Raw genomic sequence first — 13,741 nt, 5'->3', positions numbered from 1 at the left:
ACTAGGCGAGCCCGGCGGCGAGGGCGGCTTCGGTGGCGGTGCGCACCGCCTTCTCCTGCTCGGGCAGCAGCGGCACCCGCGGGGGACGGCACGGGCCGCCGTGGCGTCCGGCGATGTCCATCGACAGCTTGATGGCCTGGACGAACTCGGGCCGGGAGTCCCAGCGGAGCAGGGGGTGCAGCTGCCGGTAGAGCTTGCCCGCGGTGGCCAGGTCGCCGGCCACCGCGGCGCGGTACAGCGCGACGGACGCGGCGGGCAGCATGTTCGGGTATCCGGCGACCCAGCCCTTGGCGCCCGCGAGGGCGAGTTCCAGCAGCACGTCGTCGGCGCCGATCAACAGGTCTAGTTCCGGCGCGAGTTCGGCGATGCGGTAGGCACGGCGGACGTCGCCGGAGAACTCCTTGACGGCGTGGATGTACCCCTCGCCGTGCAGCTTCGCGAGAAGTTCGGGTTCCAGGTCGACCTTGGTGTCGATGGGGTTGTTGTACGCGACGACGGGGAGGCCCGCCTTCGCGACCTCCTCGTAGTGAGCGAGCACGGAGCGCTCGTCGGCGCGGTAGGCGTTCGGCGGGAGCAGCATCACCGAGGCGCAGCCCGCGTCCTTGGCCTGCTCGGCCCAGCGGCGGGCCTCGGCGGAGCCGTACGCGGCGACGCCTGGCATCACGCGCTGGCCGCCCACCGCCGCCACGGCGGTCCGTACGACCTCGGCGCGCTCCTCGGGGGTGAGCACCTGGTACTCGCCGAGCGATCCGTTGGGCGCGACGCCGTCGCAGCCGCTCTCGACGAGCCAGGCGCAGTGCTCGGCGTAGCGGCCGTGGTCGACGGAGAGGTCGTCGTTCAGGGGCAGGGCGGTGGCGACGAGGACGCCGTGCCAGGGGCGGGGGTGGGGGTGAGGGTTGGTCATGGGCGTATTCCCTTCGATGCGGTGCGGCGGCTAGGAGGGGTCGGGGTCCAGCCGGCCGTCGGCGGCCCGTGCGAGTACGCCGAGCGGGACGGGCCGGGCGAACGGCCGCCGCGCGGACCGCTCCTCGCAGCCCGCGAGCCCGGCGACGGCCGCCGAGCACATGCGGCCCTGGCACCAGCCCATGCCGGCCCGGGTCAGGAGTTTCACGGTCCGCACGTCCGTGGCCCCTAGTTCCTCGACGGCCTCGCGGACCGCCGAGGCGGGAACCTCCTCGCAGCGGCAGACGAGGGTGTCGTCGCGGAGTTGCTCCGCCCAGTGCGCGGGCGGCTCGTACACGGCGTTGATCGCGGCGGCGAACTTGCGCGCCTTCGTACGCGCCGTGTCCGCCGCGGCCCATGCGCGCGGGTCGGGCACGCTCCCCCGGAGCCGGGCGGCGGCCGAGCGTCCTGCGATGTGTCCCTCGGCGAGGGAGAGTGCCGCGCCGCCGATGCCGGTGGCCTCGCCGGCTGCCCAGACGCCGGGGACGTCGGTGCGCTGCTCGGCGTCGACGGCGACGTCCACGCCGTTGATACGGCAGCCGAGGCCCTCGGCGAGATCGGTGTGCGGCACCATGCCGTGGCCGACGGCGAGGGTGTCGCAGGCGATGCGCCGCTCGGTGCCGGGCCTGACCCGCCCCGTCGCGTCGAGCGCGGCGACGGTCACCGCCTCCAGCACGTTCGTGCCGTGCGCTTCGACGACGGTGTAGCCGGTGGTCAACGGGACGCGGTGGCGCAGGAGTTGGGCGGCGTACTGAGTGCCCTCGGCCAGCTTGTCCGGATGGGCGGCAAGGGTGGCCGCGTGCCGCGCGAAGGCCCTGGGTCCCGCGGACTCGACCAGGGCGGCCACCTCGGCACCGGCTGCCGCCAGGCCGACGGCGACGGGCATGAGCAGCGGCCCGGTTCCAGCCACGACGACGGTACGCCCCGGAAGGACGAGCCCTCCCTTGAGCATGGCCTGCGCGCCACCGGCGGTGATCACGCCGGGCAGGGTCCAGCCGGGGAACGGCAGGACCTTCTCGTACCCCCCGGTCGCGAGAAGCACGGCGTCGGCGTGCACAGCCACGGACTCTTCCTGCGCGGGGCCGAGCAGTGCGTGCACGGTGAAACCTCGCCCGGCGGGGCGGGCGGGGCCGACAGCGGTGGACGCGGCCTCGGCGCGAGCTGCCACCTCGGAGCCCCTGCCGGACCCGGCCACCGACGACCGCGCATCTGTTGCCATGCCGACCACCGCATCGCCCCCATGCCCCGCACCACCACATGGCACGGCGGGCGCCGGTGCGTCGGATGCCGGTGCGTCGGATGCCTCTCCGGACCGTTCGCCGGGTCCGGGTGTCGTCCACCGCACGGCCGACGCGCCCGTGAAGCCGCCCTCCACGAACCAGACATGATGGCCTGTCAAGTGCGTGACGCGGCCCGCCGCGATGTGTTCCGCGAGCCCGTCCCGCAGCCGTTCCCACGTACGCCACTGGTGATGCAAGGCCTGCGGCCGACGCGCGCCGAGCGCTGCGTCGGGTTGCCGGTAGAACTGCCCGCCCGCCTGCCCGGCCGAGTCGACCAGCGTCACCCGGACGCCCCGCCGAGCCGCGGCGAGCGCCGCCGCGAGACCCGCGGGTCCCGCACCGATCACGGCGAGCGTGCGCGAAGTACTCATCGCCCGCACCCCGTCTCCCCGTCGTGACCGGTGCCGTCCTGCGTCCGGATGTCGTCGCCCGGCGTGGCAGGTACCAGGCAAGCGCGTTGGTTCGCCCGCCCGTTGACCACTACCAGACAGTCGAAGCAGACCCCGATTCCGCAGAAGACGCCCCTGGGTTCACCGCTCCGTCGCGTGGTGCGCCATGCCGTGATGCCTGCCGACCAGAGCACGGCGGCCACCGTCTGGCCCGGCAGGGCCGGGAGCTCGCGGCCGTCGAACGTGACCGTGTGGGGCGGGCCCGGCGTGGCGTGGGTCAGGGCCAGGGGGGTGCGTTCGGTCACTGCGCCTCCTTGGGCGGTCTTCCGGCGAAACGGTCGGGGAGGAAAGGGGTGAGGTCCAGGTCCGGGGTCGCTTCCCGGAGCACCTGGGCGATCAAGTGGCCCGTACCCGCGGCGAGTCCGATCCCCGCGCCCTCGTGACCGCAGGCGTGGATCAGTCCCGGCACCCGGGCGTCGGGCCCGATGGCGGGGAGGTGGTCCGGCATATAGGGGCGGAAGCCGACGTACGCGCGCATGGCCCGGACGTCGGCGAGGAACGGGAAGAGCCGCGTCGCCCCCGCCGCCAGGGCCCGCATGACCGGCAGCGAGAAGCTCCGGTCGAAGCCCACCCGCTCACGGCTCGCGCCGATCAGGACCGGCCCCGCCGCCGTGCCCTCGACGACCGGTGACGTCTGCAGCACGGCGGACCCGCTGGCCACGTCCGCCACATAGTCGGCGGCGTACACCTTGTGCCGGACCATGCGCGGCAGTGGCTCGGTGACCAGGACGAAACCGCGCCGCGGCAGCACGGGCAGGGTGACTCCGGCGAGGGCGGCAAGCTCGCCACCCCAGGTGCCCGCCGCGTTCACGACGTACGGGGCGTGGATCTCGCCCCGGTCGGTGCGGACCCCGCACACCTCACCGCGCGCCGTCCGCAGCACGGCGGTGACCGCCCACCCCGTGCGGAGCTCGGCGCCCGATCCCCTGGCCATGCGCACCAGTTGGGCCGCGGCCAGCGACGGCATCACCTGGGCGTCCTGCGGGTAGTGGACGCCGCCCGCCGTCCCGGGAGCGAGGTGGGGTTCCAGGTCGTACAGCTCATCGGGCGCCAGCGTTCGCGCTTCGACCCCGGCCTCTCGCTGCTTCGCCGCGAACTCCCCCAGTGCCGCGCGGCCTTGGCCGGAAGATGCGACGACCACGCCACCCTTGGCCTCGAGCTCGATGCGCGCGCCGACGTCCGGCTCCGCGGCGAGTTCCGCCCACAAGCGGCCGGACAGCAGGGCCAGTTCGAGCTCGGGGCCGGGTTCCTTGTCGGAGACGAGGATGTTGCCCTCGCCGGATCCGGTCGTGCCGCCGGCCACCGGGCCGCGGTCCACCAGGACGACGGAGAGTCCGGCGCGCGCCGCGTACAAGGCGCAGGCGGCGCCCACCATTCCGGCACCGACCACCACAACATCGCAGGTCATCCGCTTTGTCACGCCAGTACTATGTCACATGTTCCCTTCCGGGCCAAGGGTCTCTACGCTGGTGGAACCGCGCCAGAGCACTCCACCACGAGCCCCGGAACGGGGAGGAAAAGGTGAACCCCATGGCCAAGCCGAAGGTGTCCGCCGTACGCAAGAACGCTCTGTATCCCGAGATCTCCGAGGAGCTGTCCGCCCTGATGCGGACGGGCTGGGCCGACACCGAGCAGCGTGACCTGCGCCCTGCCGAGCAGAACCCGCACGCGGCACGCCGCCGCGCCGCCCTGTCCGCGCTGTTCCCCGGCGAGCGCCTGGTGATCCCCTCGGGAAGGCTCAAGGTGCGGTCGAACGACGACCATTACCCCTTCCGCCCCTACTCCGCCTACGTCCACATGACCGGCGACCAGGCGAGGGACTGCGCCCTGGTCCTCGAACCCCGCGCCGGGGGCGAGGGCCACGACGCGCACCTCTACCAACTCCCCCGCGACGGCCGGGACAGCGACGAGTTCTGGACCGGCATGACGGCCGAGCTGTGGATGGGCCGCAGGCGCAGCCTCGCCGAGTCCGAACTGCTCCTCGGCCTGCCCTGCCACGACGTCCGCGACGCCCCGGCCGAGCTCGCCGCCGCACCCTCCGTGCCCACCCGCATCGTGCGCGGCCACGACCCCGACCTCGAGGCGGCCGTGACGACCGACGAGGAACGCGACGCCGGGCTGGAGGAGGCGCTTTCCGGCCTGCGCCTGGTCAAGGACGACTGGGAGATCGGCGAGCTGCGCAAGGCGGTGGACTCGACGGTCCGCGGATTCACCGATGTCGTACGGGAGTTGGCGACCGCCGTCGCCACATCGGAGCGCTGGATCGAGGGGACCTTCTTCCGCCGCGCCCGCCTGGAGGGCAACCACATCGGGTACGGCTCGATCTGCGCGGCGGGCGAGCACGCCACGATCATGCACTGGCAGGACAACGACGGTCCGGTGCGCCCCGGCGAACTCCTGCTCCTGGACGCCGGAGTGGAGACCCACACCCTCTACACCGCCGACGTCACCCGCACACTCCCGATCGACGGGACCTTCACCCCGCTCCAGCGCACGATCTACGACGCCGTGTTCGAGGCGCAGGAAGCGGGCATCGCCGCCGTGAAGCCGGGGGCCGCCTACCGCGACTTCCATGACGCGGCGCAGCGGCACCTCGCGCACAAGCTCGTCGAGTGGGGCCTTCTCGACGGCGACCCGGAGCGGGTCTTCGAGCTCGCGCTGCAGCGCCGCTTCACCATGGCGGGCACGGGCCACATGCTCGGCCTCGACGTCCATGACTGCGCCCGGGCCCGCACCGAGGAGTACGTCGGCGGCGTACTGGAAGAGGGCATGGTGCTCACCGTCGAACCGGGCCTGTACTTCCAGCCGGACGACCTCACCGTGCCCGAGGAGTACCGGGGCATCGGGGTCCGCATCGAGGACGACATCCTCGTCACGGCCGACGGCAACGAGAACCTGTCGGCCGGTCTGCCGCGGGACTCCGCCGCGGTCGAGGCATGGATGGAAGGCCTGGTGGGCGGCCGCTAGAGCGGATACGGCTTGGCGCGCGGGCTCCCCGGGACCCCTCTATACACTCCGTATATACACGCTATGTATAGTGCTCGCATGTCCGCTGCGAAAAGCAAGATGAAGAGATGGGCCCCGGGGTTCCGTCGAGCCGCTTCCATGACGGCCATGACCGCCGCGGTCATGGCCGTCGCCCTGACGGGCTGCACCAAGGTGGACACCACCTCCCCAAGCTCGGTGCGTCAGGACGGGGCATCGGTGAGCGTGAAGGGCCGGGCGAAGGTCGGGACGGTCGACTGCCGCAGCGCCAAGTGCGTGGCCCTGACGTTCGACGCGGGGCCGAGCGAGAACTCGGCGCGGCTGCTCGACATCCTCAAGGACGAGAAGGTGCCCGCCACCTTCTTCCTGCTCGGCAAGAACCACATAGCCGAGCACCCCGAGCTCGTGAAGCGCATGGACGCCGAAGGGCACGAGGTGGCGAGCCACACCTGGTCGCACAAGATCCTCACCGACATCACGCCGGACGAGGCACACGAGGAACTGCGCAGGACCGACGAGGCGATAGAGAAGCTGATCGGCCGCAAGCCGACGCTGATGCGCCCGCCGCAGGGCCGCACCAACCCGGACGTCAACAAGATCTCGCGCGAGGAGGGGCTCGCGGAGATCCTGTGGAGCGTGACCGCCAAGGACTACACGACCAACGACTCCGCACTGATCAAGAAGCGCGTCATCGACCAGACCGAGCGGGACGGCATCATCCTGCTGCACGACATCTACAAGGGGACGGTGCCCGCGGTGCCGGGCATCATCGACGAGTTGAAGAAGCGCGGCTACGTCTTCGTGACGGTTCCGCAACTGCTCGCGCCGGGGAAGGCCGAGCCGGGCAAGGTCTACCGCCCGTAGGACGCGCCCCCGAGGGCCCCGCGGAAGGCGGGTTTCGCGCCGGGGCCTGGCAGGATCGCCGTGTGGCTCTCTTCCGTATCGACCGGGAATCATCCCTGCCCGCCGACGACGTCTGGCGCCGGCTCACCACCTGGGAGCGGCATGCCGACGTGGTCCCGCTGACGCGGGTCACCGTGCGGACACCGCCGCCCCACGGGGAGGGGACGGTCTTCGTCGCCCGCAGCGGGCTCGGTCCCCTCGGCTTCGACGACGTGATGGAGGTGGTGACGTGGCGTCCGGCCGAGGCGGGTGGCGGCATGTGCCGGCTGGAGAAGCGGGGGTCGTTCGTGACGGGGTGGGCGGAGATCGAGGTGTCCCCCCGGGCCGGCACGACCGGTTCGACGGTCCTCTGGCGGGAGGAACTGCGCGTGCGGTGGCTGCCGACGGCCTTAGACAAGGTGCTCGCGGCCGCCGGACGACGGATGTTCGGCCGCGCGGTGGACGGGCTGCTCTCCGCTCCCCCGCCCCGCCCGTTCACGTAGCAGGCGCGGGGGCCGGGAGCCCGGTTCAGCCCCGCGAGTCCCGGACCCGTCCGTGCAGCGTCCGCGCCACCCTCGGGCCCAGCCACCGCTTCATCCGGCGCAGGGGCTCCAACTGCTCGGCGGCGCGGTCGATCCGGTAGTACAGCTGCGGTGGGATGTGGGGCAGCAGCGGTGAGTGGCGCTGGCCGAGGAGCGCGAACATCTGGGCCGGGTCCAGGCCGATGTAGCGCGGCAGGTTCTCGTACCACTGGGCGCTGTAGCGGGCCGCGCTCTGGACGGAGAGAAGGGCGGAGCGGCGCTCGCGTTCGTAGCGCGCGAGCGCCGTGGTGAGGTCGGTGCTTCCCCGCAGGGCGTCCACCAGGGCGATCGCGTCCTCCAGGGCGAGCGTCGTGCCCGCACCGATCGAGTAGTGCGTGGTGTGCGCGGCATCGCCGAGCAGGACCACGTTGCCGCGGTGCCACGTCCGGTTGGTCAGCGTCCGGAAGTTGAGCCACTGCGCGCTGCCGTCCGCCTGCGCGCGGCCGATCAGACGGTGCCCGTCCAGGGGCCCGGCGAAGAGCCGCTCCAGGAGGGCGAGCCCCTCGGCCTCGCTCGCCTCGTGCAGGCGCAGGCCCGTCCAGGTCTCCGGGGAGCACTCGATGACGCAGGTGCTCTGCTCGTCGCTGAAGCGGTAGCCGTAGCACCAGATCCAGCCGTGCGCGGTCTCCACGAAGGCGAAGGTGAAGGAGTCGAAGACCTTGGTGGTGCCGAGCCAGATGTACTTGTTGCGGCCGAGCGTGACCTCGGCGCCGAAGTGGTCCGCGTGGCGCTCGCGCAGGGCGCTCCGGACGCCGTCGCCCGCGACGACCAGATCGGCGTCGGGCAGCTGGGCCGCGTCGGTGATCTCCCGCTCGAACTCGACGCGTACGCCGAGGGACCGGGCCCGGCTCGTCAGGATGTCGAGGAGCCGGTGGCGCCCGATGCCGTGGCCCTGGTCGCCGTGGTGGACCGTCGTACGGTCACCGACGTGGGCGACGCCGTCGCTCCAGCGGACCGAGTGCTCGCTGATGGCGCGCGCGGACTCGGGGTCGCCGGTGCGGAGCTTGTCGAGCAGGCCGCCCCAGTAGGTGACCCCCCAGCCGTAGGTCGATCCCGCCGGGTTGCGCTCGTGGACGGTGATGTCGTGGGACGGGTCCTGCCGCTTGAGCAGGATCGAGAGGTACAGGGCGGCGGGCCCGCCGCCGACGCAGGCGACTTTCACAAACGCTCCCGTTGTGTCACATAATGGCCTTTATGTGACGCAACGTAGCAGGCGGGCGTCATGAACCCCTGGATATGGGGCGCGGTTCCGGGACCGTGGTCCGAGGCGTCAGGCCACGGACCCGATACGCCCGGCGGGGCGCCGCGAGCCGTCGTGATGGATCGGCGTGTGCGCGCCCGTCAGCGAGACGCCGCTGCCGCCCCGCCGGTTCGCGACGATCTCCGCGGCGATGGACAGGGCCGTCTCCTCCGGGGTGCGCGCGCCGAGGTCGAGGCCGATGGGCGAGCGCAGCCTGGCCAGTTCCAGTTCGCTCACGCCGACTTCGCGCAGCCGCTCGTTGCGGTCCTCGTGTGTGCGGCGCGATCCCATCGCGCCCACGTAGGCGACCGGAAGGCGCAGGGCCAGTTCGAGCAGCGGCACGTCGAACTTGGCGTCGTGCGTCAGCACGCACAGGACGGTGCGGGCGTCGGTTTCGGTGCGCTTCAGGTACTCGTGCGGCCACTCGACGACGATCTCGTCCGCGTCCGGGAACCGCGCCGCCGTGGCGAACACGGGCCGCGCGTCGCAGACGGTCACGCGGTAGCCGAGAAATTTCCCGACCTTGACGAGTGCGGACGCGAAGTCGATCGCGCCGAACACGATCATGCGGGGCGGCGGGACGCTCGACTCGACGAGGAGGGTGAGCGGCTGCCCGCAGCGCGAGCCGTCCTCGCCGATCTCCACCGTGCCCGTGCGCCCCGCGTCCAGCATGGCGCGGGCCTCGCCGGCGGCGGTGCGGTCCAGCTCGGGATGTCCGCCGAGCCCGCCCTCATGAGGGGCATCGGCGTCCGACCGTACGAGAAGAGCGCGGCCCACGAGTTCCGCCGGGCCGGAAGTGATGCGGGCGACGGCCGCGGCCTCGCCCGACGCGGCGGCCGCGAGCGCGGCCGCGACGACCGGCCGCGCGGAGGAGTCCGCGCGGACCGGGGTGACGAGGATGTCGATGATGCCGCCGCAGGTCAGGCCCACGGCGAAGGCGTCCTCATCGCTGTATCCGAACCGTTCGAGGACGCTTTCGCCGTCCTCGATGGCCTGCTGGCACAGGGCGTAGACGGCGCCTTCCACACACCCGCCGGAGACGGAGCCGATGGCCGTGCCGTCGGAGTCGACGGCCAGGGCCGCACCGGGCTGCCGGGGCGCGCTGCCGCCGACCGCCACCACGGTGGCGACGGCGAAGTCGCGTCCCTGCTCGACCCACCGGTTCAGCTCTTCGGCGATGTCCAGCATGTCCGTCTCCTAACGGGTGTGTGCGGGGCGGGAGGGGCTACTTGACGCCCATCCAGTTCTCGATCGGGTGGAGCGCGAAGAAGGCCAGGAACACGAGCGCGAGCACCCACATGAGCCAGCCGATCTCCCGTGCCCTGCCCTGCGCGGCCTTGATCAGGACGTGGGCGATGACACCGGCCGCGATACCCACCGTGATGGAGTACGTGAACGGCATCAGGACCGTGGTCAGGAACACCGGGATGGCGGTGGCCTGGTCGGACCAGTCGATGTGCCGGGCGTTGCTCAGCATCATCGCGCCGATGACGACGAGGGCGGCCGACGCGACCTGGGTCGGGATGAGCTGGGCGAGCGGGGTGAAGAAGAGGCACAGCGCGAAGGCGAGGCCGGTGACCACGCTCGCGAAGCCGGTGCGCGCGCCGTCGCCGACGCCCGCGGTGGACTCGACGAAGACCGTCTGGCCGGAGGCACCGGCGACACCGCCGACGACACCACCGGCACCGTCGATCGCCAGGGCCTTGTTCAGACCCGGCATCTTGCCGTCCTTGTCGGCGAGGTTGGCCTGCTGGCCGATGCCGATGATGGTGCCCATGGCGTCGAAGAAGCCGGCGAGGACCAGGGTGAAGACGATGACGCCCACGGTGATGGCGCCGATGTCGCCGATGCCGCTGAAGGACACCTCGCCGAAGAGACCGAAGTCGGGCGAGGAGACGACGGAGCCGCTCAGCTCCGGGGCGTTGAGACCCCAGTCCTGCTGGCCCATGCCCGCGACCTGGTGGACGATCGCGGCGAACACGGTGCCACCGACGATGCCGATGAGGATCGCGCCCGGGACCTTGCGGACCTGCAGCAGGAAGATCAGCAGGACGGTGACGGCGAAGCAGAGGACGGGCCAGCCCATGAGCTTGTCGTCGACGCCCAGCTGGATCGGCTTCGAGTACATGTCGCCGTGCTTGGACGGCATGGAGGTGACGAAGCCCGCCTGGACCAGGCCGATCAGCGTGACGAACATGCCGATGCCCATGGTGATGGCGTGCTTCAGCGCCAGGGGGATCGCGTCCATGATCAGGGTCCGCAGGCCGGTGAGGACCAGCAGGATGATGATGGCGCCGTAGATGATGCACATCGCCATCGCGTTGCCCCAGGTCATCTCCGGGGCGACCTGGAAGGCCATGACGGCGGAGACACTGAGCCCCGCGGCGAGGGCCAGCGGCACATTGCCGAGGATGCCCATGACGATGGTGGTGGCGGCCGCCGCGAAGACGGTGGCGGTGGTCAGCTGATCACCGTCGAGGCGGTGTCCCGTGGCGTCGGGCACCGAGAGGATCACCGGGTTCAGGAGGATGATGTAGGCCATCGCCATGAAGGTGGTGATGCCGCCACGCACCTCCCGGCCGACGGTCGACCCTCTGTGCGTTATGTGGAAATACCGGTCCAGCCAAGACCTGCCGGCGGGGACGCGTGAGCCGTTGCCCGCGTCCTCCGCGCTGGTCTTCGGCTCCGTTGACTGCTGGGTCATGGTGCCTAACTCCCAAGGTTCAAAGGGGCACCCGCAACAGGCGGTTCACAAGAGGGTTGGGCCTGTGGAGACTGCGGGATTTGGGATGGTGCGTTGGGCGCACGACCCGGGGGACGGCCCGAGACGAACTGGGGCTCCGAAGAGCGTGGGTGGTGCGTGGGTGCTGCTCGGGTACTGCGCTGACCGCGAGCGGTGCGGTAGCGGTACTGGTGTTCTCCGGGCGGCGCGGGCGACGGGAAGTGTGACGTTCCATGGGAGGCACGCGCCGCCCGGAGAGATCGTGGGATCAGGTGCCGGTGAGGTGTTCGGGTCGTACCGGCGTCCTGTTCAGCTCCAGACCCGTCGCGTTCCGGATCGCCGCGAGGACGGCCGGAGTCGAGGAGAGGGTCGGGGCCTCGCCCATGCCGCGAAGGCCGTAGGGCGCATTCGGGTCGGCCAGTTCGAGGACGTCGACCGGGATGGTCGGCGTGTCGAGGATGGTCGGGATGAGGTAGTCCGTGAAGGAGGGGTTGCGCACCTTCGCGGTCTTCGGGTCGACGATGATCTCCTCCATCACCGCGACGCCCAGGCCCTGGGTGGTACCACCCTGGATCTGGCCGACCACGGAGAGCGGGTTGAGCGCCTTGCCGACGTCCTGGGCGGTGGCGAGCTCGATGACCTTGACCAGACCGAGCTCGGTGTCCACCTCGACGACCGCGCGGTGCGCGGCGAACGAGTACTGGACGTGGCCGTTGCCCTGACCGGTCTTCTTGTCGAAGGCCACGGTCGGACGGTGCCGCCACTCGGCCTCGACCTCCACGGTCTCGCCTTCGAGCAGCTCGGCCAGGTCCGCGAGGGCCTCGCCGCCGTCGGTGACGACCTTGCCGCCCTCCAGGAGGAGTTCGGCGGTGGCCCACGCCGGGTGGTACGAGCCGAACTTGCGGCGGCCGATCTCCAGGACCTTCTCGCGGACGAGCTCGCAGGAGTTCTTGACGGCGCCACCGGTGACGTACGTCTGACGGGACGCGGACGTCGAACCGGCGGAGCCCACCTGGGTGTCGGCGGGGTTGATGGTGACCTGCTGGACGCCGAGCTCGGTGCGGGCGATCTGCGCGTGGACGGTGATGCCGCCCTGGCCGACCTCCGCCATCGCGGTGTGCACGGTCGCGACCGGCTCACCGTTGATGACCTCCATGCGCACCTTGGCGGTGGAGTAGTCGTCGAAGCCCTCGGAGAAGCCGACGTTCTTGATGCCGACCGCGTAGCCGACACCGCGGACGACGCCTTCGCCGTGCGTGGTGTTGGAGAGACCGCCGGGCAGCGCGCGGACGTCGGCGCCCTCGCTGGACTCCCACTGGCGCTCGGGCGGCAGCGGGCGGGCCTTGACGCGGCGCAGGATCTCGGCGACCGGGGCCGGCGAGTCGACCGGCTGTCCGGTCGGCAGGAGCGTGCCCTGCGACATGGCGTTGAGCTGGCGGAACTCGACCCGGTCCATGCCCACCTTGTCGGCGAGCTTGTCCATCTGGGCCTCGTAGGCGAAGCAGGCCTGGACGGCGCCGAAGCCGCGCATCGCGCCGCACGGCGGGTTGTTGGAGTAGAGGGCGATCGCCTCGATGTCGACGTCCTCGATCACGTACGGACCGACCGACAGGGACGAGGCGTTGCCCACGACCGCCGGGGAGGCCGACGCGTAGGCGCCGCCGTCCAGGACGATCTTGCACTTCATGTGCGTGAGCTTGCCGTCCTTGGTGGCGCCGTGCTCGTAGTAGAGCTTCGCCGGGTGGCGGTGCACGTGCCCGAAGAAGGACTCGAAGCGGTTGTAGACGATCTTGACCGGCTTGCCGGTGCGCAGCGCCAGGAGGCAGGCGTGGATCTGCATCGAGATGTCCTCGCGACCGCCGAACGCGCCGCCGACGCCGGAGAGCGTCATGCGCACCTTCTCCTCGGGCAGGCCGAGGACGGGGGCGATCTGTTCGAGGTCCGAGTGCAGCCACTGGGTGGCGACGTACAGATCGACGCCGCCGTCCTCGGCCGGTACGGCGAGGCCGGACTCCGGGCCGAGGAAGGCCTGGTCCTGCATGCCGAAGGTGTACTCGCCCTTGACGACGAAGTCGGCCTTCTTGGCGGCCTCTTCGGCGTTGCCCCGGATGATCGGCTGGTTGTGCACGATGTTCGGGTGCGGGACGTGCTCGATGTACTCGTCGGTGCGGCCCTCGTGGACGAGGACGGCGTCCGGAGCGGTCGCCGACGCCTCGTCGGTGATGACGGGCAGTTCCTTGTACTCGACGACGATCTTCGCGGCGGCACGCCGTGCGGTCTCCGGGTGGTCGGCGGCCACGAGGGCGACCGGCTCACCGTGGTGACGGACCTTGCCGTGGGCGAGGACCGGGGTGTCCTGGATCTCCAGGCCGTAGTTCTTCATTTCGGCCGGCAGGTCGTCGTACGTGAGGACGGCGTAGACGCCGGGCGTCTTGAGCGCCTCGACGGTGTCGATCGAGACGATCTCGGCGTGCGCGACGGTGCTGCGCAGCGTCTGGCCCCAGAGCATGTCCTCGTGCCACATGTCCGAGGAGTAGGCGAACTCGCCGGTGACCTTGAGGGTGCCGTCCGGGCGGAGCGTGGACTCTCCGATGCCGCCCTTGTTGTGCTTCTGGGTGACTTCGGTGGGCGCGCCCGTGGTGGTCTTGGTTCCAGCCATG

The 13,741-nt window shown here is 71.3% G+C and carries 11 protein-coding genes; 3 read left to right on the top strand and 8 right to left on the bottom strand.

The features are described from left to right. Position 1: 1 nt before the first annotated feature. The 4 genes from ACWGIH_RS36730 to ACWGIH_RS36715 are packed head-to-tail and all read right to left on the bottom strand — an operon-like array spanning position 2 to position 4,091. Entirely contained in the window at positions 2 to 904 is a 903-nt protein-coding gene (locus ACWGIH_RS36730) for a dihydrodipicolinate synthase family protein (protein WP_453446662.1), read from the bottom strand. Positions 905 to 934: 30 nt separating this feature from the next. Next, complete coding sequence (locus tag ACWGIH_RS36725; RefSeq protein WP_453446664.1) at positions 935 to 2,593, bottom strand: FAD-dependent oxidoreductase; 1,659 nt, start codon at positions 2,591 to 2,593, stop codon at positions 935 to 937. Beyond that, the gene (locus ACWGIH_RS36720; RefSeq protein ID WP_453446666.1) at positions 2,590 to 2,916 is read right to left on the bottom strand and encodes a (2Fe-2S)-binding protein; all 327 of its coding nucleotides are present in this window, start codon (positions 2,914 to 2,916) and stop codon (positions 2,590 to 2,592) included. The genes ACWGIH_RS36725 and ACWGIH_RS36720 overlap by 4 nt, the downstream gene beginning before the upstream one ends. Then, on the bottom strand, positions 2,913 to 4,091 hold the full coding sequence (locus ACWGIH_RS36715) for an NAD(P)/FAD-dependent oxidoreductase (RefSeq protein ID WP_453446667.1): 1,179 nt from the start codon (positions 4,089 to 4,091) through the stop codon (positions 2,913 to 2,915). The genes ACWGIH_RS36720 and ACWGIH_RS36715 overlap by 4 nt, the downstream gene beginning before the upstream one ends. A 110-nt stretch (positions 4,092 to 4,201) precedes the next feature. Here ACWGIH_RS36715 and ACWGIH_RS36710 point away from each other — a divergent pair, with 110 nt between their 5' ends. The 3 genes from ACWGIH_RS36710 to ACWGIH_RS36700 all read left to right on the top strand — a co-directional run bounded on the left by ACWGIH_RS36710 (position 4,202) and on the right by ACWGIH_RS36700 (position 7,041). Next, positions 4,202 to 5,638, top strand: coding sequence for an aminopeptidase P family protein (locus tag ACWGIH_RS36710; RefSeq protein WP_453446668.1), 1,437 nt, complete (start codon positions 4,202 to 4,204; stop codon positions 5,636 to 5,638). Positions 5,639 to 5,776: 138 nt separating this feature from the next. Continuing rightward, positions 5,777 to 6,520: a polysaccharide deacetylase family protein gene (locus ACWGIH_RS36705; RefSeq protein WP_453446713.1), complete on the top strand. Its 744-nt coding sequence runs from the start codon at positions 5,777 to 5,779 to the stop codon at positions 6,518 to 6,520. A gap of 62 nt (positions 6,521 to 6,582) precedes the next feature. After that, complete coding sequence (locus ACWGIH_RS36700; RefSeq protein WP_453446670.1) at positions 6,583 to 7,041, top strand: SRPBCC family protein; 459 nt, start codon at positions 6,583 to 6,585, stop codon at positions 7,039 to 7,041. Positions 7,042 to 7,066: 25 nt separating this feature from the next. Here the strand turns inward: ACWGIH_RS36700 and ACWGIH_RS36695 are convergent, their stop codons facing one another. From ACWGIH_RS36695 to pucD, 4 genes are all read right to left on the bottom strand, one after another. Further along, on the bottom strand, positions 7,067 to 8,281 hold the full coding sequence (locus ACWGIH_RS36695) for an FAD-dependent monooxygenase (protein ID WP_453446672.1): 1,215 nt from the start codon (positions 8,279 to 8,281) through the stop codon (positions 7,067 to 7,069). Positions 8,282 to 8,389: 108 nt separating this feature from the next. Further along, a complete protein-coding gene (locus tag ACWGIH_RS36690; RefSeq protein WP_453446673.1) occupies positions 8,390 to 9,547 on the bottom strand; it encodes an XdhC family protein in 1,158 nt (385 codons plus the stop codon). A 37-nt stretch (positions 9,548 to 9,584) separates the two neighbouring features. Next, positions 9,585 to 11,063: an NCS2 family permease gene (locus tag ACWGIH_RS36685; protein WP_453446674.1), complete on the bottom strand. Its 1,479-nt coding sequence runs from the start codon at positions 11,061 to 11,063 to the stop codon at positions 9,585 to 9,587. A 286-nt stretch (positions 11,064 to 11,349) separates the two neighbouring features. Continuing rightward, on the bottom strand, positions 11,350 to 13,740 hold the full coding sequence (gene pucD / locus ACWGIH_RS36680; RefSeq protein WP_453446675.1) for a xanthine dehydrogenase subunit D: 2,391 nt from the start codon (positions 13,738 to 13,740) through the stop codon (positions 11,350 to 11,352). Position 13,741 lies beyond the last annotated feature (1 nt).

The sequence above is a fragment of the Streptomyces sp. NPDC054872 genome (genome assembly GCF_053610705.1).
Note: the sequence above shows the minus strand (reverse complement) of the source record. Positions and strands in the feature narration are given on the sequence as shown.